The sequence below is a fragment of the Neisseria sp. P0004.S004 genome, assembly GCF_051963335.1.
In the GTDB taxonomy this organism is placed as follows: domain Bacteria; phylum Pseudomonadota; class Gammaproteobacteria; order Burkholderiales; family Neisseriaceae; genus Neisseria.
Window position 1 is genome coordinate 116,058 of record NZ_JBQCUK010000008.1, and the last position, 19,796, is coordinate 135,853.

Sequence of the window (19,796 nt, forward strand, 5' to 3'; positions counted from 1 at the left end):
AAATTCTGCGATACCGCTATGCAACGACAAACCGAATTACAAAACTGGCTGGAGTCTGTTTACCCGAACCAGCCGTTCGAATTGAGCTTTGCGGCAGCCGATGCCGACTTCCGCCGTTATTTCCGCGCGACGTTTTCAGACGGCCAAACCGTCATCTGTATGGACGCGCCTCCTGAGAAGATGAGTGTTGCGCCGTATTTGAAAGTACAAAAACTGTTTAATATGGTCAATGTGCCGCAAGTGCTTCATGTGGATGAAGCGTTGGGCTTTATGGTGTTGAACGATTTGGGCAACACCACATTCCTGACCGCCATGAATCAGGAAAACAGTGAAACCGCCCACAAAGCCCTGCTGCTCGAAGCCATCGACGAACTGATCGAGCTGCAAAAAGCCAGCCAACCCGGCAAACTGCCGGAATACGACCGCGAAGTCATGCTGCGCGAGATTAATTTGTTCCCCGAATGGTTTGTGGCCAAAGAATTGGGCCGCGAGCTGACCTTCAAGCAACGCCAGTTGTGGCAGCAAACTGCCGATACGCTGTTGCCGCCCCTGTTGGCGCAACCCAAAGTGTATGTCCACCGCGACTTTATCGTCCGCAACCTGATGCTGGCAAAAGGCCGCCCGGGCGTGTTGGACTTCCAAGACGCGCTTTACGGCCCGATTTCCTATGATTTGGTGTCGCTGCTACGCGATGCATTTATCGAATGGGAAGAAGAATTTGTATTGGACTTGGTCATCCGCTACTGGGAAAAAGCACGCGCTGCCGAGTTGCCCGTGCCTGCCGAGTTTGACGAGTTCTACCGTTGGTTTGAATGGATGGGCGTACAACGCCATTTGAAAGTGGCCGGTATTTTTGCCCGCCTGTACTACCGCGACGGCAAAGACAAATATCGTCCTGAGATCCCGCGCTTCTTGAACTATTTGCGCCGCGTATCCCGCCGTTACAACGATTTGGCGCCGCTGTATGCGTTGCTGGTCGAATTGGTCGGCGATGACGAATTGGAAACAGGCTATACCTTCTAAGCTTGGTTTTTTAAGATTTGATTCCACTTTTCAGACGGCCTGATCAACAAAAGGCCGTCTGAAACCTTTACAGAACACATAAACATGACTTACATGATTTACCCCAAAACCTACGACGTGATTGTCGTCGGCGGCGGCCATGCCGGTACCGAAGCCGCGCTTGCCGCCGCACGCATGGGTGCGCAAACCCTGCTGCTCTCACACAACATCGAAACCCTCGGCCAAATGTCGTGCAACCCTTCCATCGGCGGTATCGGCAAAGGCCACCTCGTGCGCGAACTCGACGCACTCGGCGGCGCGATGGCATTGGCCACCGACAAATCCGGCATCCAGTTCCGCCGTCTGAACGCCAGCAAAGGCGCGGCAGTGCGAGCCACGCGCGCGCAGGCAGACCGTATCCTATATAAAGCCGCTATCCGCGAAATGCTGGAAAACCAAGAAAACCTCGACCTTTTCCAACAAGCCGTCGAAGACGTAACGCTCGACGGCGAACGCATCAGCGGCGTGGTTACCGCGATGGGCGTGGAGTTTAAAGCACGCGCCGTCGTGTTGACCGCAGGCACGTTTTTGTCCGGCAAAATCCACATCGGTTTGGAAAACTACGAAGGCGGCCGCGCCGGCGACCCTGCCGCCAAATCATTAGGCGGCCGTTTGCGCGAATTGAACCTGCCTCAAGGCCGTCTGAAAACCGGCACGCCGCCGCGCATCGATGGGCGCACGATTGATTTCTCCCAGCTCACCGAACAGCCCGGCGATACCCCCGTTCCCGTAATGTCCGTACGCGGCAACGCCGATATGCACCCGCGCCAAGTGTCCTGCTGGATTACACATACCAACACGCAAACCCACGACATCATCCGCTCAGGCTTCGACCGCAGCCCGATGTTTACCGGCAAAATCGAAGGCGTCGGTCCGCGTTATTGCCCGTCTATCGAAGACAAAATCAACCGCTTCGCCGACAAAGACAGCCACCAGATTTTCCTCGAACCCGAAGGCCTGACCACACACGAATACTATCCAAACGGTATCTCCACCAGCCTGCCGTTCGACATTCAAATCCAACTCGTGCGCAGCATGAAGGGCCTTGAAAACGCCCATATCCTGCGCCCCGGCTACGCCATCGAATACGACTACTTCGACCCGCGCAACCTCAAAGCCAGCCTCGAAACCAAAACCATCCAAGGCCTCTTTTTCGCCGGACAAATCAACGGCACGACCGGCTACGAAGAAGCCGCCGCACAAGGCCTGCTTGCAGGCGCAAACGCCGTGCAATACGTCCGCGAACAAGCCCCGCTCCTGCTGCGCCGCGAACAAGCCTATCTCGGCGTATTGGTGGACGACCTCATCACCAAAGGCGTGAACGAACCCTACCGCATGTTCACCAGCCGCGCCGAATACCGCCTGCAACTCAGGGAAGACAACGCCGACATGCGTCTGACCGAAGACGGCTACAAAATCGGCTTGGTGGGTGAAGAACAATGGCGCATGTTCAACGAAAAACGCGAAGCCATCGAACGCGAAATCCAACGTTTGAAAACAACGTGGTATACGCCGCAAAAACTCGCCGAAGAAGAGCAGCTGCGCGTATTCGGCCAAAAACTCAGCCGCGAAGCCAACCTGCACGACCTCCTGCGCCGCCCGAACCTCGACTACGCCGCGCTGATGACCCTGCCCGACGCACAACCTGAAACCGCACTTGCCGACAGCGTGGTCGAACAAGTCGAAATCCAAGTCAAATACCAAGGCTATATCGACCGCCAAAACGAAGAAATCGACAGCCGCCGCGACATCGAAACCTTAAAGCTGCCCGACGACATCGATTACAGCAAAGTCAAAGGTTTATCCGCCGAAGTGCAGCAAAAGCTCAACCAGCACAAACCCGAAACCGTTGGACAGGCAAGCCGAATTTCCGGCGTAACCCCTGCGGCGGTGGCGTTGCTGATGGTGCATTTGAAACGTGGGTTTAAGGGGGCGAAGTAGGCTGCTTGAAAGTGCAGGCTGCACACAAATAGCCGTCATGAAACAAGAGGAATGAAATCCGTTTTTCAGACGGTATGAAGATTTCGAGCACATACCACGCGCCCATACATGAACGTTTTTAAAACTATAGGAAAATCAAAATGAAACATTCTACAAAATTACTGGCAGCCGCATTGCTGGCTTTGGGTTTGAATCAGGCAGTGTGGGCGGATGACGCATCGGATTTCCGGCAAACCCTGCAGTTGGCGGAACAGGGGGTTGCCGAAGCACAATATAATCTGGGTATGATGTATTACACTGGATCTGGCGTGCACCATGACTATGCCGAAGCGCTCAGATGGTTTCGCCAAGCGGCAGAACAAAGGGTTGCCGCAGCCCAGAATAATCTGGGTATGATGTATTACACCGGATCTGGCGTGCACCAAGACTATGCCGAAGCGCTCAGATGGTTTCGCCAAGCGGCGGAGCAGGGACATGCTGAAGCCCAAATTAATCTGGGGGCAATGTATGGCAATGGACTTGGTGTACGCCAAGATGATGCCGAAGCGGTCAGATGGTATCGCAAAGCGGCGGAACAGGGAAATGCCGTAACTCAATATAATCTAGGTTTGCTGTATGAAAACGGACGCGGTGTGCGCCAAGACTATGCCGAAGCAGTCAGATGGTATCGTAAAGCAGCGGAACAGGGGTATGCCGAAGCCCAATATCATTTGGGTGGGATGTATCACAACGGACAAGGTGTGCGCCAAGACCATGCCGAAGCACTCGGATGGTATCGCAAAGCGACGGAACAGGGACATGCTGAAGCCCAATATAATTTGGGTCTGATGTACTACAACGGACAAGGCGTGCGCCAAGACTTTAATCTTAGCAAGGAATGGTTCGGCAAAGCATGTGATGGTGGAGTTCAAGAAGGCTGCAACCAATACCGCTATTTAAATCAGAAAGGTTATTGATGAACGATTTGTGATGCCCTTGTATTCGCAATTCAAGCGCAATGCTTAAATGCTATTGGCGAGCGCCACTAAAAACAAATCACCCGACATCTCATCATCCAATGCTTTTCTCGTCCAGCGGTTGAGGGCTTCTTCAACCGCCTTAGTCCGTTTGACATTCGGCCAGTGCAGGCTGCCTGAAAACGTGATTGAGCAAGTCGAAATCCAAGTCAAATACCAAGGCTATATCGACCGCCAAAACGAAGAAATCGACAGCCGCCGCGATATCGAAACCTTAAAGCTGCCCGAGGATATCGATTACAGCAAAGTCAAAGGTTTGTCGGCAGAAGTGCAGCAAAAGCTCAACCAGCACAAACCCGAAATCGTCGGTCAAGCCAGCCGCATTTCCGGCGTAACCCCTGCCGCCGTCGCATTGCTGATGGTGCATTTGAAACGCGGGTTTAAAGATGCCAAGTGAGGTTTAATCCGAATAAAGGCCGTCTGAAACTTTCAGACGGCCTTTATTTATCAGGGGATTGATGGTGTTGCACCTTATTTCATTAATTTTTTAAAGAGTTCGGATTGTCAGCAAGATGGGCGTATTCTGATGAAAAAATGAAGAAGAAAACGTTTTTTCAGGACGCGTCATAAGCTGCCGCTTTTTCGAGCAGTTTTACCCTTGCCTGCGGCCATTCCTCACGCAGCAGGCTGTATTCAACCGTATCGCGCACGCTGCCGTCTTTCCGCAGCTTGTGGCAGCGCAAGATGCCGTCTTGGTGTGCGCCCAAGCGTTCGATGGCACGTTGGGAGGCGGTGTTGAGGTTGTCGGTCTGCCAGCAGACGCAACGGCAGTTTAAAGTGTCGAAAACGTAGTCGAGCAACATGATTTTGCAGGCAGTATTGATGCGCGTGCGCTGTGCCGACAGGGCATACCATGTGAAACCGATGTAGAGGCGTGGGATGGCGGGGTCGATGTGGTAAAGCGAAGTCGAGCCAACAATTTTTCCCGTGTCTTCGTCGATGACGGCAAAGGCGAGGCGGGTTTGTATGGCGGTGCGGATATAGTCAGCTACTTGGTGGGGTTCGGGCGCGGTGGTTACGTTCAGCTTCCAAACTTCGCCGTCGCAAACTGCTTCGCGCAAACTGGCTTCGTGTGCCGTTGTTAAAGGTTCGAGACGGACGCGGTCGAAGGATAAAACGGGAGTGGATGAGAAATCAGTCATGGAGGTTTCCTTTGTATTTGATAGTTTGAGTTTTCAGACGACCTTTTATAGTGTCTTAACGGACGGCATCTCTGAGGTCTTCTGAAAGCTATTGATTAATGATGTTTGAACATCAGCACGCCCGACTCCGATACAAACCCGTCCAGCGGCAGGTCGTGGGGTTCGGTCGGTAGGGTGTCGGTCAGTTGGCAGCCGAAGCCTACGCCTAGGGTTTGGGTTTGCAGGCGGTATTTCGTGGCGGAGAGGGTGGCGTCGTAATAGCCACCGGCCTGTCCGAGGCGGTAGCCGCGTTTGTCGATGCCGACGATGGGGACCAGCAGCAGGCCGAGTTGGTGGACGCGGATTTTTTTGCCGGTGAATTGGGGGACGTGCAATTTGGCGCGGCCGCGTTTGCGTTCTTGTTTGGCGCCGTCGGCAGGGTAGGGGGTGAACCACATCCGCCGCGTGTTCGGTTCGATATAGGGTAGGTAGAGTTTTGCGCCGCGCTTTTGTGCGGCACGGACAAAGCCGTCCAATCGCAATTCCTTGCCCATCGGCCAATACACGCCGATTTTCCGTCCTTTTTTGATGTAGGGCTTGAGCAGGCGGTTGATGGTTTCGGTGGCGGCGTTCCGCTCGTCGGCGCTCATTTGGGCGCGTGCGCGGCGGAACTGTTTGCGTAGTGCCGATTTTTCGGGATTCCTCATTTTCAGACGGCCTTTCGGGATTGCGGTAGAATGTTGCGATTATAACGATTTTGTTAACATTCAAACAGGACGCACACGATGTGGCACATTGTCGCCATCGGCTATCTTTTTGTTGCCGTGATGTTTTCCGCCGCGCAGCCGAGTATTGCGCGCGCGTTGATTTATTTGGTTTTTTGGGCAGTGTTGCCCACTGTGTTTACGGTCTTTGTCGTGACCATCCGCCGCCGCAACCGCCTGATGAAACGGCAGGAGCAGGCGGAGTTTGAGGTGGCCCGCCCAAAGGCGGTACAGGCGGATGAAAAACAGGACGGGAAGGTATAAAATCCCTTTTCAGACGGCCTCTTATCCGCTATAATCCGTCAGTTTTCCATTTCGGAAACACGCTTTTATTTTTTTAAAACTTATGCCCACTTTCGCCGAAGGGTGCTTGACAATAGGCGCCGCCTATCAAGTTCTATGCGATTGAATGTGTGCTCTTTAACCCTTTCAAGGAAATAACATGTCTCAAATTACTATGCGTCAGATGATTGAAGCCGGTGTTCACTTCGGTCACCAAACCCGTTTCTGGAACCCGAAAATGGCTCAATACATTTTCGGTGCGCGCAACAAAATCCATATCGTAAACTTGGAAAAAACCCTGCCGATGTTCCAAGAGGCGCAAGAAGCCGTACGCCGTCTGGTTGCCAACAAAGGTACAGTATTGTTCGTAGGTACCAAACGCCAAGCCCGCGACATCATCCGCGAAGAAGCTACCCGTGCCGGTATGCCTTTCGTTGATCACCGTTGGTTGGGCGGTATGCTGACCAACTACAAAACCGTTAAGCAATCCATCAAACGCCTGGAAGAAAAAACTGCCGCCCTGGAAAACGCTGCTGAAGGCGGTTTCAACAAAAAAGAAATTCTGGAAATGCAACGCGACGTTGAAAAACTGGAACGTTCTTTGGGCGGTATCAAAAACATGAAAGGCCTGCCTGACGCGATTTTCGTTATCGATACCGGCTACCAAAAAGGTACTCTGGTTGAGGCTGAAAAACTGGGCATCCCTGTTATCGCCGTAGTCGATACCAACAACAGCCCTGATGGCGTGAAATACGTTATCCCTGGTAACGATGACTCCGCCAAAGCCATCCGCCTGTACTGCCGCGGCATCGCCGACGCAGTTTTGGAAGGCAAAAACCAAGCGCTGCAAGAAACTGTAGCTGCTGCCCAAGAAGCTGCTGCCGAGTAATTCGGTACACAGAAGAGGGGCGTTATGCCCCTTTTCTCAAATCCCGTTCTGAAATCCGTTTCAGACGGCCACTATTTCCAAACACGGCAAATGGCCGTGTTCCCAAAAATCTAGGAGATTCAAAATGGCAGAAATTACTGCAAAAATGGTTGCCGACCTGCGCGCCGCTACCGGCTTGGGCATGATGGAATGCAAAAAAGCCTTGGTTGAAGCCGAAGGCAACTTCGACAAAGCCGAAGAAATCCTGCGTATTAAATCCGGTGCGAAAGCTGGTAAACTGGCCGGCCGTACTGCTGCCGAAGGCGTATTGGCTTATGCGATCAACGGCAATGTCGGCGCATTGGTTGAAGTAAACTGCGAAACCGACTTCGTTGCCAAAGACGCGGGCTTCGTAGAATTTGCCAGCTTCGTTGCGAAAACTGCTGCCGAGAAAAAACCGGCTACCGTTGAAGAACTGAGCGAACTGGTTGAAGCAGAACGTAAAGCCATCATCGCGAAATTGGGCGAAAACATGTCTGTTCGCCGCTTCCAAGTGATCGACACTGCCAACCAACTGGTTGCCTACATCCACGGTGCTTTGGCTACCGAAGGCGTATTGGTTGAGTACAAAGGCTCTGAAGACGTAGCACGCAAAATCGGTATGCACATCGTTGCCGCCAAACCTCAATGCGTATCTGAAGCCGAAGTGGATGCCGAAACCATCGAAAAAGAACGCCACATCTACACCGAGCAAGCCATTGCTTCCGGCAAACCTGCCGAAATCGCCGCTAAAATGGTTGAAGGCCGTATCCGCAAATTCTTGGCTGAAATCACTCTGAACGGCCAAGCATTCGTGATGAACCCTGACCAAACTGTTGCCCAATTCGCTAAAGAAAACGGCACTGAAGTGATCAGCTTTGTACGCTATAAAGTAGGCGACGGTATCGAGAAAGCCGTTGTTGACTACGCGGCTGAAGTTGCTGCCGCTGCTAAAGTGTAAGGCATTTATGAAAAAGAAAGCACCTGGATTCCAAACGAATCAGGGTGCTTTTTTTTGAGAAAACCGTTTACGGTACCTAATTTAAGACGGCCGAATATTCAGGCCGTCTGAAAACCAAAACAATAATAAACCGACACACCCTATCATTAATATTCCGACCGTTTGAAAATTCAGACGGCCCGCCCCCCGACCGACGACATTCAAGAAAGCAAGGTATCCCATGACACAGCAAATCAAATACAAACGCGTATTACTGAAACTCTCCGGCGAATCCCTGATGGGCTCTGATCCATTCGGCATCAATCACGATACCATCGTTCAAACTGTCGGCGAAATTGCCGAAATCGTGAGAATGGGCGTGCAAGTCGGTATCGTTGTCGGCGGCGGTAACATTTTCCGCGGCGTATCTGCACAAGCAGGCAGCATGGACCGCGCCACTGCCGACTACATGGGCATGATGGCAACTGTGATGAACGCCTTGGCACTCAAAGACGCATTTGAAACCTTGGGCATCAAAGCGCGCGTACAATCCGCACTGTCTATGCAGCAAATCGCTGAAACTTACGCCCGTCCTAAAGCCATTCAATATTTGGAAGAAGGCAAAGTCGTGATTTTCGCTGCCGGTACCGGTAATCCGTTCTTCACAACCGACACTGCCGCCGCATTGCGCGGTGCGGAAATGAACTGCGACGTGATGCTCAAAGCCACCAACGTCGACGGCGTGTACACCGCAGACCCGAAAAAAGATCCATCAGCAACACGCTACGAAACCATTACTTTTGACGAAGCCTTGTTGAAAAACCTCAAAGTGATGGATGCCACCGCCTTCGCCCTCTGCCGCGAACGCAAACTCAATATCGTGGTCTTCGGCATTGCTAAAGAAGGCTCGCTCAAACGCGTGGTAACCGGCGAAAACGAAGGTACGCTGGTTCACTGCTAATCATTGAAAGGCCGTCTGAAACAGCCGAACGGGATACATTCGGCTTTCAGACGGCCTTTTATTTTCAGTCGGTTGTGTGGGCATTGGCTCATGGTTTGAAAAGGTTGAGAACTTGCTTGACCATAATGTCCAACCGACAATTCGATAACAAAGGATACCCCATGAATATCACCGTCTTGGCTGTCGGCACGAAAATGCCGCGTTGGGTCGATGAAGCCGTCGGCGAGTACGCCAAACGCTTCGGGCGCGATGTCAATTATGCGTTGAAAGAAATCAAGCCGGAAAAACGCGGCGCGGGTGTGAATGCGGCTCAGGGCATGGCGGCTGAAGAAAAACGCCTGCTGGAAGCCATACCGCAGGGCGCATTTTGGGTGGTATTGGACGAACGCGGCAAAGCGCCGACTTCGGTCGAATTGGCGCAACATTTGAAAAGTTGGCAGCAAAACGGCGAACACGTTTGCTTTATTATTGGCGGCGCAGACGGCATGACCGACCGTTTGAAACAGCAGGCAAACATGATGATGCGCCTTTCCAGCCTGACCCTGCCGCATGGCATGGTGCGCGTTTTGCTGACCGAGCAGCTTTATCGTGCCGTTTCGATTTTGCACAACCATCCTTATCATCGGGAATAATCCGTTTTGATTACCGGGATAAGACGGTAATGCCGCCTTGTCGGTTTGAAAAGGAATAGGGCAAGTCGGTTAAAAGCGGGGCGAACCCGTTTTTCAGACGGCCTGATTTTTCCGCATGAATCCTTTATAATCGTTTCTTTGATAAATCAACATCTTTCGGGAGAACCCAAATGTCCGATTTCCGTCAAGACTTCCTCAAATTCGCTTTGGCACAAAACGTGTTGAAATTTGGCGAATTTACGACCAAGGCCGGCCGTCAGTCGCCTTATTTTTTCAATGCCGGTTTGTTCAATGACGGCGCATCGACTTTGCAGCTGGCGAAGTTTTACGCCGAGGCCATTATTGCCAGCGGCGTGAAGTTCGATATGCTGTTCGGCCCAGCCTATAAAGGCATTATTTTGGCGGCGGCAACAGCGATGATGTTGGCGGAGAAAGGCGTAAACGTACCGTTTGCCTACAACCGCAAAGAAGCCAAAGACCACGGCGAGGGCGGTGTGTTGGTGGGTGCGCCTTTGAAAGGCCGCGTGCTGATTATCGATGATGTGATTTCCGCCGGTACATCCGTGCGCGAGTCGGTCAAACTGATTGAGGCCGAAGGCGCAACGCCTGCCGCAGTGGCCATTGCGCTCGACCGCATGGAAAAAGGCACGGGCGAATTGTCGGCGGTGCAGGAAGTGGAAAAACAATACGGCCTGCCGGTGGTTTCGATTGCCAACCTGAACGACTTGTTCACGCTCTTGCAAAACAATGCCGAATTTGGCGGCTTCTTTGAGCCGGTCAAAGCCTATCGCGAACGTTACGGCGCGGTTTAAACCATAACATCATGCTCAGGTCGTCTGAAACAGTTTTCAGACGGCCTGAAACATTGGCTAAAATATATTTTTGATTCAATACACTTACGGAAAATACTCATGCCTGCTTGTTCTTGTCCTCATTGTAAAACGCCGCATTGGGTGAAAGATGCCCAGTTGAACGTGGCGCAGGGTTTTGTGGTCTGCACGCGTTGTTCGGGGATGTTTAAGGCCAAGGATTATCTGTCGGGCAACCTGCCGGCCGATCCGGCTCATCTGCCTGTAGCGGTAACGGATGTGCGCCTCGTGCATAACATCGGCGCGCAAATCCTCAAGCATTCCAAACTCTCGCGCAAAGAAATTTCCGATTTGCTCAATAGCGCGCTCAAGGAAGAGCCCAAGGCGGAAGAGCAGGCGGCGGTCAAAACGCGCAAGGACGGTTTCAACTGGACGTTGGCATCGTTGATTGCGCTGACGGTTTTGATTATGCAACTCTTTTATCTTGCCCTGCTATGAGTAACATCGCCCATTTTGTTGCCAGCTTTCGCGAAGCCGCGCCCTATATTCAATATTTGCGCGGCAAAACCATGGTGGTCGGCGTGACCGACAGCCTGTTGGAAGGCGAAACCCTGATCCGTTTGGCCGCAGATTTGAATCTGTTGGCCAGCTTGGGCTTGCGTTTGGTCTTGGTGCACGGTTCGCGGCATTTGCTCGACAAATTGGCTTCGGGTCGGAATTTTGTTCCGAAATACAGCGGCAGCCGACGGATTACCGATGAAGCAACCCTGATGGAAGTGAAGCAGGTGGCGGGAATTATCCGCAGCGATGTCGAAGCCGCCTTGTTCAGCAGCGTATCCGCACAGCAACGGAGCAAACCGCCGGTTATTGCGTGCGGCAACTTTATTACCGCCCGTCCGTTGGGCGTTATCGACGGCGTGGACATGGGCTATACCGGTACCGTCCGCAAAATTGACGCGGAAGAAATCCGTTTGCGCTTGGATAGCGGCGCGGTGGTGCTTATCAGCCCTTTGGGACATTCGTACAGCGGCAAAACCTTCAATCTGAGCATGTGCGAAACCGCTCAGGAAGTGGCCATGGCTTTGCAGGCGGAGAAACTGGTTTTCTTGACCGAAGAAGCCGGTATTCGTCGTGCTGACGGCTCGTTGGCCAATACTTTGTCTGTCGGCGAAGTGCAGGAGCTGATACACGACAATCACGATGTGCCGGCCGATTTGCTGCATGCGGCGGTAGGCGCGTTGGAAAACGGCGTATCGCGGGTGCAGATTCTCAACGGCCGTGAAGACGGCAGCCTGTTGCGCGAGCTGTTTACCCGCGAGGGCAGTGGTACATCTATTGCCCGTGAGCCGTTTGTTTCCATCCGTCAGGCACGCAGCGACGACATTCCGCACATCATCGCCTTAATCCGTCCGCTGGCGGAACAAGGCATCTTGTTACACCGCAGCCGCGAGTATTTGGAAAACCATATTTCCAGTTTTTCCGTATTGGAACACGATCAAAACATTTACGGCTGCGTGGCGTTGAAAACCTTTGCCGAGCCGGACTGCGGCGAATTGGCCTGCCTGGTGGTGTCGCCCGAAGCGCGTGACGGCGGCTACGGCGAATTGCTGTTGGAACATTTATTCCAAAAAGCGCGCGCCTTAAATATCAAAACGCTTTTCGCCTTATCCACGCACACGGGTGAATGGTTTGTCGAACGGGGCTTTCAGACGGCCTCGGCCGATGATCTGCCTGCCGAACGCCGGCAGGAATACAATGCCAACGGCCGCAATTCCAAAGTATTTGTTTATGACTTGCAGGCCGTCTGAAAACTTCAATCCTATATTATCCGTTTTTAAACATCACTCAAATCTTATGTTGAAAATCATCTCTGCCAACGTCAACGGCATCCGCTCCGCCTATAAAAAAGGTTTTTACGAATACATCGCCGCATCGGGCGCGGACATTGTCTGCGTGCAGGAACTGAAAGCTCAAGAAGCCGATCTGTCGGACGATATGAAAAATCCGCACGGTATGCACGGCTACTGGCATTGCGCCGAAAAGCGCGGTTACAGTGGCGTGGCGGTGTACAGCAAACGCAAACCCGACAATGTGCAAATCGGCATGGGCATTGAAGAATTTGACAAGGAAGGCCGTTTTGTCCGTTGCGATTTCGGCAAGTTGTCGGTAATTTCGCTGTATCTGCCCAGCGGCAGCAGCGCGGAAGAGCGCCAACAAGTGAAATACCGCTTTTTGGATGCGTTCTATCCCATGCTCGAAGCCATGAAAAACGAAGGACGCGACATCGTTGTCTGCGGCGACTGGAATATTGCCCACCAAAACATCGACTTGAAAAACTGGAAGGGCAATCAGAAAAATTCGGGCTTCCTGCCTGAAGAGCGCGAATGGATAGGCAAGGTCATCCACAAACTCGGTTGGACGGATATGTGGCGCACACTTTATCCCGATGTGCCGGGCTATACATGGTGGAGCAACCGCGGACAAGCGTATGCGAAAGATGTCGGGTGGCGTATCGATTATCAGATGGTTACGCCGGAGCTGGCCGCCAAAGCTGTTTCCGCACATGTTTATAAAGATGAAAAATTCTCAGATCACGCCCCTTTAGTTGTGGAGTATGACTATGTTGCCGAATAAGTTTTTTGGTAAGTACGACTGGAATATAAACAGTAAAACCGGCGTAGGTGCGGTTTGGGTTGTGGCGGCATTTGTGCTGCCCATGCTGGTGTGGGCAATATTTATGCTGGCGCGGATGTCCGGCTGGGTTGCGCCGACCAAGGCCAATCCGACTTGGGCGTTGGTGTGGCTGCTGTTTTCATTGCCTTGCCTGCTGATTGCGGCCAAGTGCTTTGCTTGGAAGGGCTGGCGGCTGATTGCCAACATCGTACTTTGTCTGGCGACTTGTGCCATTCTCAGCGTGCCAGCCGCCTTGTTGATCGCATTTACACTCAACGACTTACTCAAATAGGCCGTCTGAAATGCAGAGCTTCGAACTCGAAGAAATGGCTTTGTTTCTGATACGCGATGCGGATGAAGCGGAAATGTGGATAGACCGCTGGGCGGTCAGCTATCCGATTGTTCAAACCGCCGAAGCCGATGGGCGGCAAACCATTTTAGAATGGCAACACGCCATTCAGACGGCCTTTGAGCATATCGTCAGTAGAAATATTGCCGTCGTGGCTCATGGTGTTGGTGTGTCTGCATTTTTGGCATGGCTGTACCAAGCCGACATCCTGACGCAAAAACGCCTGACCAATATTATTTTGGTCTCGCCGCGTCCCGAGGCTTTTCCCGAAGACGAAATCCATACGTTCCAACGCGTCCGCTGCCCTTGTCGTACGGCGTTGGTCATCGCCGAAACAAACGGCACGCCATGCGATTGGGCGCAAGAACAGGCCGAACGCTGGCAGGCGCGCCTGCTTCAATCGCCGCATTCCGGCCAGTTAAACGGCGCACTCGGCGGCTGGCAATGGGGCATGAAGCTGATGCAGGAAATGCTGTTGAGTAAGTAGTTTAGAAATGTCTATTAATAAACAAAGGCCGTCTGAAACCGATATGTGTTTCAGACGGCCTTTGTTTACAAATATCATGTTAAATATAATTAAAAGAAACTATTCTCATTTCTTTATGAGGCAATATAATTCGGTTGTTTTGTTAAATTGAGTATAAAAATGCAAATACCATTTCATTTGGCTTTATTACCCACGCTGATTATCGCTTCCTTCCCTGCTGCCGCCGCCGATACGCAGGATAATGGTGAACATTACACCGCCACCCTGCCCACTGTTACCGTGGTTGGGCAGTCCGACACCAGCGTACTCAAAGGCTACATCAACTATGACGAAGCCGCCGTTACCCGCAACGGACAGCTCATCAAAGAAACGCCGCAAACCGTCGATACGCTCAACATCCAGAAAAACAAAAACTACGGCACGAACGATTTGAGTTCCATCCTCGAAGGCAACGCCGGCATTGACGCTGCCTACGATATGCGCGGCGAAAGCATTTTCCTGCGCGGTTTTCAAGCCGACGCATCCGATATTTACCGCGACGGCGTGCGCGAAAGCGGGCAGGTCCGCCGCAGCACCGCCAACATCGAGCGCGTGGAAATCCTGAAAGGCCCGTCTTCCGTGCTTTACGGCCGCACCAACGGCGGCGGCGTCATCAATATGGTCAGCAAATATGCCAACTTTAAACAAAGCCGCAACATCGGTGCGGTTTACGGCTCGTGGGCAAACCGCAGCCTGAATATGGACATCAACGAAGTGCTGAACAAAAACGTCGCCATCCGCCTCACCGGCGAAGTCGGGCGCGCCAATTCGTTCCGCAGCGGCATAGACAGCAAAAACGTCATGGTTTCGCCCAGTATTACCGTCAAACTCGACAACGGCTTGAAGTGGACGGGGCAATACACCTACGACAATGTGGAGCGCACGCCTGACCGCAGTCCGACCAAGTCCGTGTACGACCGCTTCGGACTGCCTTACCGCATGGGTTTCGCCCACCCGAACGATTTTGTCAAAGACAAGCTGCAAGTCTGGCGTTCCGACCTTGAATACGCCTTCAATGACAAATGGCGCGCCCAATGGCAGCTCGCCCACCGCACGGCGGCGCAGGATTTCGACCATTTCTATGCAGGCAGCGAAAACGGCAGCCTAATCAAGCGCAACTACGCTTGGCAGCAGACCGACAACAAAACCCTGTCGTCCAACTTCACACTCAACGGCGACTACAACATCGGGCGTTTTGAAAACCACCTGACCGTAGGCTTGGATTACAGCCGCGAACACCGCAACCCGACATTGGGTTACAGCCGCTCCTTCTCCGCCTCCATCGACCCCTACGACCGCGCAAGCTGGCCGGCTTCGGGCAGGCTGCAACCCGTCCTCACCCAAAACCGCCACAAAGCCGACTCCTACGGCATCTTCGTGCAAAATATCTTCTCCGCCACGCCCGACCTCAAATTCGTCCTCGGCGGCCGTTACGATAAGTACACCTTTAATTCCGAAAACAAACTCACCGGCAGCAGCCGCCAATACAGCGGCCATTCGTTCAGCCCCAATATCGGCGCAGTGTGGAACGTAACGCCTGCCCACACGCTCTACGCCTCATATAACAAAGGCTTTGCACCTTATGGTGGACGCAGTGGCTATTTGAGCATCGACACTTCGTCTTCCGCCGTGTTCAACGCCGATCCCGAGTACACCCGCCAATACGAAACCGGCGTGAAAAGCAGTTGGCTGGACGACCGCCTCAGCACTACATTGTCCGCCTACCAAATCGAACGCTTCAATATCCGCTACCGTCCCGACGCGCAAAATGATCCCTACACTTGGGCTGTCGGCGGCAAACACCGTTCGCGCGGCTTGGAACTGTCCGCCATCGGACAAATCATCCCCAAAAAACTCTATCTGCGCGGATCGTTGGGCGTGATGCAGGCAAAAGTGGTTGAAGACAAGGAAAATCCCGACCGAGTGGGCATCCATTTGGACAACACCAGCAACGTTACCGGCAACCTGTTCTTCCGTTACACGCCGACCGAAAACCTCTACGGCGAAATCGGCGTAACCGGTACGGGCAAACGCTACGGCTACGATTCAAGAAACAAAGAAGTCACCACGCTTCCCGGCTTTGCCCGAGTTGATGCCATGCTCGGCTGGAACCATAAAAACGTCAACGTTACCTTTGCCGCAGCCAATCTGCTCAATCAAAAATATTGGCGTTCGGACGCCATGCCGGGTAATCCGCGCGGCTATACCGCCCGGGTAAATTACCGTTTCTGATGAAATCAGGCAAAGGCCGTCTGAAAATAAGGCTATGATCTAAGCCATATTTCAGACGGCCTTTATAAAGGTTGAAATAAAACTAAACACATTTTTTCACTCAAATCGAACACACCTCCAACAAAATGCCATAAAATCCGCCCATTAATTTGAATGTAAAGAGATACCTATGAAACTGAAAACCTTAGCCTTGACTTCATTGACCCTGTTGGCATTGGCCGCTTGCGGCAAACAGGCGGAAACCAGTGTTCCGGCAGACAGCGCCCAAAGCAGCACATCCGCCCCGGCAGCCCCTGCCACATTGACCGAAGGTGTCAATTACACCGTCTTATCCAACCCGATTCCGCAACAGCAGGCCGGCAAAATCGAAGTATTGGAATTCTTCGGCTACTTCTGCCCGCATTGCGCCCATTTGGAGCCGGTTTTGAGCGAGCACATCAAAACGTTTAAAGATGATACCTATATGCGCCGGGAGCATGTTGTGTGGGGTGATGAAATGAAACCTTTGGCACGTTTGGCGGCCGCAGTGGAAATGGCCGGTGAGTCAGATAAAGCCAACAGCCATATTTTCGATGCGATGGTTAACCAAAAAATCAACTTGGCCGATACCGATACCCTGAAAAAATGGTTGTCCGAGCAAACCGCGTTTGACGGCAAAAAAGTATTGGCTGCATTTGAAGCGCCTGAAAGCCAAGCGCGTGCGGCTCAAATGGAAGAATTGACCAATAAATTCCAAATCAGCGGCACACCGACCGTGATCGTCGGCGGCAAATACCAAGTCGAATTTAAAGACTGGCAGTCCGGCATGACCACGATTGACCAACTGGTGGACAAAGTACGCGAAGAGCAGAAAAAACCGCAATAAGTTGAAGGCTGAATAAGTAAAGGCCGTCTGAAAATAGGATTTCAGACGGCCTTTTATATTTAGGATTTATAGAATAGATGGTTGCTTAAAGCCTTCTGGTTTTAAATCTGAATACAAAACCAAAACGCCGTCTGAAACTTTTCAGACGGCGTTTTCTGTCAAATTAGCTTACAAACCCGGGAACATGCCTTTCATTCCCTTCATGCCTTTGGCCAAGCGCATCAGTTTGCCCAAGCCGTTGCCGCTGAACATTTTCATCATTTGTTGCATTTGTTCAAACTGTTTGAGCAATTTGTTCACTTCCTGCACGGTCGTACCCGCACCCATTGCAATACGGCGTTTGCGGCTGGCTTTGAGCAGGGCGGGGTTGGCGCGTTCTTTAGGGGTCATCGAGTTAATGATGGCTTCCACTTTGCCCATCGCTTTTTCGGCTGTGCCTTCGGGGATTTGTTTCGATATTTGACCCAGTTCGCCCGGCATTTTCGACATCAGGTTTTCCAAGCCGCCCATATTGCGCATCTGCTGGATTTGTTCTTTAAAGTCGTTGAGGTCGAAGCCTTTGCCTTTTTGCAGCTTTTTCGCCATTTTGGCAGCGGCTTCTTCATCAATACCTTTTTGAACGTCTTCAATCAGGGTCAATACGTCGCCCATGCCGAGGATACGGCTGGCAAGACGGTCGGGGTGGAAAGGTTCGAGGCCGTTGATTTTCTCGCCGACACCGATAAATTTAATCGGTTTGCCGGTTACATGGCGTACGGACAATGCTGCACCGCCGCGAGAATCGCCGTCCATCTTGGTCAATACGACGCCGGTCAGCGGTAGGGCTTCATTAAATGCCTGAGCAGTGTTCACCGCATCCTGACCCAGCATGGCATCGATGACGAACAAAGTTTCAACCGGGTTGACCGCAGCATGAAGCGCTTTGATTTCGTTCATCATCTCTTCATCGATTGCCAAACGGCCGGCGGTATCGACCATCAATACATCGTAAAAATGTTTTTTGGCGTAATCAACGGCGGCAGTCGCAATCTCAACCGGTTTTTGGTTGGTATCGGACGGGAAAAAGTCCACACCGACCTGTTCGGCCAACAGACGCAGCTGTTCAATCGCGGCAGGGCGGTAAACGTCGGCGGATACCACCAAAACTTTTTTCTTCTGATCGTTTTTCAGCAGGCGGGCGAGTTTGCCGACGGTTGTTGTCTTACCGGCACCCTGCAAACCGGCCATCAAAACGATGGCAGGCGGTGAAACCGACAAATCCAGCGTTTTGTTTTCCTTGCCCATCAGTTCGATCAAGGCTTGTTTAACCACGCCGATAAAGGCTTGGTCAGGCGTCAGGCTGCCGACGACTTCTTGACCGAGGGCCTGTTCTTTGACTGTGTTGACGAATTCTTTAACGACGGGCAATGCAACGTCGGCTTCCAGCAGGGCAAGACGAACCTCGCGCAAGGCTTCTTTAATATTGTCTTCGGTCAGCGTTGATTGGCCGCGAATATTTTTAAGTACCTTGCTGAAGCGGTTGGTCAGGTTGTCTAACATACTTATCCTTGATAATGAGAATAGCTGCCCAATACAGGGCATTCTTTGTTAAAATAAAATTGGGATTATTTTACACGATAGTCCGAAGTTATGCTTCAAGAACACAAACAAGCACAGGCCGTCTGAAACCCTGCCGGCCGTACGTCAAGTGTTCATAGTATCTATTGAGAAAGATATTTATGCCGATAGTCTTAATCTGCCTGATGCTGGTGTATGCCGGATTGGGCGTATTTTCCTGGTTGCAACATAAAAAGCACAATAATAAATCTTACCCGCTGAAAACCGAGCTGCTGATTTTGAGTGGCGCATTATTGGTACATGGCGCAGCATTGATGTTTCCAGTATTGCAGGATAGGGTATTGATTACCGGTTTCGGTTATTCGCTCAGCCTGATAGTCTGGCTGATGCTGATGATGTACTGCTTGGGCAGCTTCTTTTATTGTCTGCGCGGTGTGCAACTCTTATTGTATCCCTGTGCCGCATTGACCTTATTGCTGGGTTTCCTTTTCCCGGGAGATTTCACAGGCCGTCAAATCGTAGACTTATTGCCGCTGTCGCACATTGCATCATCATTGCTCGCATACGGATTGTTTGGCATCGTTACCTTATTTGCTATCCTTATCCTTTTAATCAACCGTAATTTGCACAAACGCCGTTTTTCCGCATTAGTCAGCTTTTTGCCGCCTTTATTGAGTTTGGAGAAACTCATGTTCCAAGGTATTTGGGCAGGTTTCATTTTATTGACCTATTCCGTTATCAGCGGTACGTTTTTTGCAGAAGCCGTTTTCGGCAAACCCATGACCTTCACGCATAAAACCATCTTCAGTATTATGTCGTGGCTGATTTATGGCGCATTATTGTTGAAACACAGCATGACCGCATGGCGAGGTAAAAAAGCCGCAGTTTGGACCATTGTCGGATTTGTCAGTCTGATTTTTGCCTATATAGGCAGTAAATTTGTCTTAGAAATTATCCTGCATCGTATTGGATAAATAGAAACCATACAAAAAGGCCGTCTGAAATATGATTTTCAGACGGCCTTAGTATTGAACTGGGTTGGATTTTGGAAGCGAATAGGGAAGATTTGAGGTGTTTTTAGAAAAATAAAAACCCTGTTAAAACAGGGGAGTGATTAAATTTCAGAAAATAATTTTGCGAAAGGTGTTGACTGGTTTCG

The 19,796-nt window shown here is 51.6% G+C and carries 21 protein-coding genes; 18 read left to right on the forward strand and 3 right to left on the reverse strand.

All coding sequences use genetic code 11. From position 1 onward, the window contains the following. Positions 1 to 18 precede the first annotated feature (18 nt). From amgK to ACTHRY_RS08610, 4 genes are all read left to right on the forward strand, one after another. On the forward strand, positions 19 to 1,023 hold the full coding sequence (gene amgK, locus ACTHRY_RS08595) for an N-acetylmuramate/N-acetylglucosamine kinase AmgK (protein WP_049359348.1): 1,005 nt from the start codon (positions 19 to 21) through the stop codon (positions 1,021 to 1,023). A gap of 84 nt (positions 1,024 to 1,107) precedes the next feature. Continuing rightward, on the forward strand, positions 1,108 to 3,003 hold the full coding sequence (gene mnmG / locus ACTHRY_RS08600; RefSeq protein WP_440374191.1) for a tRNA uridine-5-carboxymethylaminomethyl(34) synthesis enzyme MnmG: 1,896 nt from the start codon (positions 1,108 to 1,110) through the stop codon (positions 3,001 to 3,003). Between the two features lie 140 nt (positions 3,004 to 3,143). After that, the gene (locus ACTHRY_RS08605) at positions 3,144 to 3,959 is read left to right on the forward strand and encodes a tetratricopeptide repeat protein (RefSeq protein WP_049322327.1); all 816 of its coding nucleotides are present in this window, start codon (positions 3,144 to 3,146) and stop codon (positions 3,957 to 3,959) included. A 49-nt stretch (positions 3,960 to 4,008) separates the two neighbouring features. Beyond that, a complete protein-coding gene (locus ACTHRY_RS08610) occupies positions 4,009 to 4,416 on the forward strand; it encodes a hypothetical protein (RefSeq protein ID WP_440374192.1) in 408 nt (135 codons plus the stop codon). 157 nt (positions 4,417 to 4,573) lie between these two features. Here ACTHRY_RS08610 and ACTHRY_RS08615 read toward each other — a convergent pair whose 3' ends face one another. Next, positions 4,574 to 5,161, reverse strand: coding sequence for a GNAT family N-acetyltransferase (locus tag ACTHRY_RS08615; protein ID WP_049322315.1), 588 nt, complete (start codon positions 5,159 to 5,161; stop codon positions 4,574 to 4,576). A gap of 95 nt (positions 5,162 to 5,256) precedes the next feature. Next, positions 5,257 to 5,847: a 5-formyltetrahydrofolate cyclo-ligase gene (locus tag ACTHRY_RS08620; RefSeq protein WP_049322316.1), complete on the reverse strand. Its 591-nt coding sequence runs from the start codon at positions 5,845 to 5,847 to the stop codon at positions 5,257 to 5,259. Between the two features lie 78 nt (positions 5,848 to 5,925). Between ACTHRY_RS08620 and ACTHRY_RS08625 the strand changes: the two genes are divergently transcribed. The 13 genes from ACTHRY_RS08625 (at position 5,926) to ACTHRY_RS08685 (ending at position 17,080) form a co-directional block, all read left to right on the forward strand. Further along, positions 5,926 to 6,168 (forward strand): hypothetical protein, encoded by a 243-nt coding sequence (locus tag ACTHRY_RS08625; protein ID WP_049322317.1) that lies wholly within the window; start codon positions 5,926 to 5,928, stop codon positions 6,166 to 6,168. A gap of 178 nt (positions 6,169 to 6,346) precedes the next feature. After that, a complete protein-coding gene (gene rpsB / locus ACTHRY_RS08630; protein WP_002258397.1) occupies positions 6,347 to 7,075 on the forward strand; it encodes a 30S ribosomal protein S2 in 729 nt (242 codons plus the stop codon). A gap of 124 nt (positions 7,076 to 7,199) precedes the next feature. After that, the gene (tsf, locus tag ACTHRY_RS08635) at positions 7,200 to 8,054 is read left to right on the forward strand and encodes a translation elongation factor Ts (RefSeq protein ID WP_440374193.1); all 855 of its coding nucleotides are present in this window, start codon (positions 7,200 to 7,202) and stop codon (positions 8,052 to 8,054) included. 220 nt (positions 8,055 to 8,274) lie between these two features. Beyond that, positions 8,275 to 8,994 carry a UMP kinase gene (pyrH, locus tag ACTHRY_RS08640; RefSeq protein WP_003708812.1) on the forward strand — a complete coding sequence of 240 codons (720 nt, stop codon included), beginning with the start codon at positions 8,275 to 8,277 and terminating at the stop codon, positions 8,992 to 8,994. 161 nt (positions 8,995 to 9,155) lie between these two features. Beyond that, the gene (rlmH, locus tag ACTHRY_RS08645; RefSeq protein WP_049322318.1) at positions 9,156 to 9,626 is read left to right on the forward strand and encodes a 23S rRNA (pseudouridine(1915)-N(3))-methyltransferase RlmH; all 471 of its coding nucleotides are present in this window, start codon (positions 9,156 to 9,158) and stop codon (positions 9,624 to 9,626) included. A gap of 170 nt (positions 9,627 to 9,796) precedes the next feature. Continuing rightward, a complete protein-coding gene (gene pyrE / locus ACTHRY_RS08650; RefSeq protein WP_003682682.1) occupies positions 9,797 to 10,438 on the forward strand; it encodes an orotate phosphoribosyltransferase in 642 nt (213 codons plus the stop codon). 99 nt (positions 10,439 to 10,537) lie between these two features. After that, positions 10,538 to 10,933: an MJ0042-type zinc finger domain-containing protein gene (locus ACTHRY_RS08655; protein WP_039862294.1), complete on the forward strand. Its 396-nt coding sequence runs from the start codon at positions 10,538 to 10,540 to the stop codon at positions 10,931 to 10,933. After that, the gene (argA, locus tag ACTHRY_RS08660) at positions 10,930 to 12,243 is read left to right on the forward strand and encodes an amino-acid N-acetyltransferase (protein ID WP_049322319.1); all 1,314 of its coding nucleotides are present in this window, start codon (positions 10,930 to 10,932) and stop codon (positions 12,241 to 12,243) included. Before ACTHRY_RS08655 ends, argA begins: the two co-directional genes overlap by 4 nt. Positions 12,244 to 12,289: 46 nt before the next feature. Beyond that, complete coding sequence (locus ACTHRY_RS08665; protein ID WP_049322320.1) at positions 12,290 to 13,069, forward strand: exodeoxyribonuclease III; 780 nt, start codon at positions 12,290 to 12,292, stop codon at positions 13,067 to 13,069. Further along, positions 13,056 to 13,400 (forward strand): hypothetical protein, encoded by a 345-nt coding sequence (locus tag ACTHRY_RS08670; RefSeq protein WP_003749424.1) that lies wholly within the window; start codon positions 13,056 to 13,058, stop codon positions 13,398 to 13,400. The genes ACTHRY_RS08665 and ACTHRY_RS08670 overlap by 14 nt, the downstream gene beginning before the upstream one ends. A gap of 10 nt (positions 13,401 to 13,410) precedes the next feature. Continuing rightward, complete coding sequence (locus ACTHRY_RS08675; protein WP_049322321.1) at positions 13,411 to 13,944, forward strand: alpha/beta hydrolase; 534 nt, start codon at positions 13,411 to 13,413, stop codon at positions 13,942 to 13,944. Between the two features lie 159 nt (positions 13,945 to 14,103). Then, positions 14,104 to 16,215, forward strand: coding sequence for a TonB-dependent receptor (locus tag ACTHRY_RS08680; protein ID WP_049322322.1), 2,112 nt, complete (start codon positions 14,104 to 14,106; stop codon positions 16,213 to 16,215). Between the two features lie 169 nt (positions 16,216 to 16,384). Then, entirely contained in the window at positions 16,385 to 17,080 is a 696-nt protein-coding gene (locus ACTHRY_RS08685; RefSeq protein ID WP_049322323.1) for a thiol:disulfide interchange protein DsbA/DsbL, read from the forward strand. Positions 17,081 to 17,248: 168 nt separating this feature from the next. On the opposite strand, the gene ffh is transcribed toward ACTHRY_RS08685, so the two are convergent. Beyond that, positions 17,249 to 18,619 carry a signal recognition particle protein gene (gene ffh / locus ACTHRY_RS08690; RefSeq protein WP_049322324.1) on the reverse strand — a complete coding sequence of 457 codons (1,371 nt, stop codon included), beginning with the start codon at positions 18,617 to 18,619 and terminating at the stop codon, positions 17,249 to 17,251. A 179-nt stretch (positions 18,620 to 18,798) separates the two neighbouring features. Between ffh and ACTHRY_RS08695 the strand changes: the two genes are divergently transcribed. Further along, entirely contained in the window at positions 18,799 to 19,611 is an 813-nt protein-coding gene (locus tag ACTHRY_RS08695; protein WP_049322325.1) for a cytochrome C assembly family protein, read from the forward strand. The last annotated feature ends 185 nt before the right edge of the window (positions 19,612 to 19,796 follow it).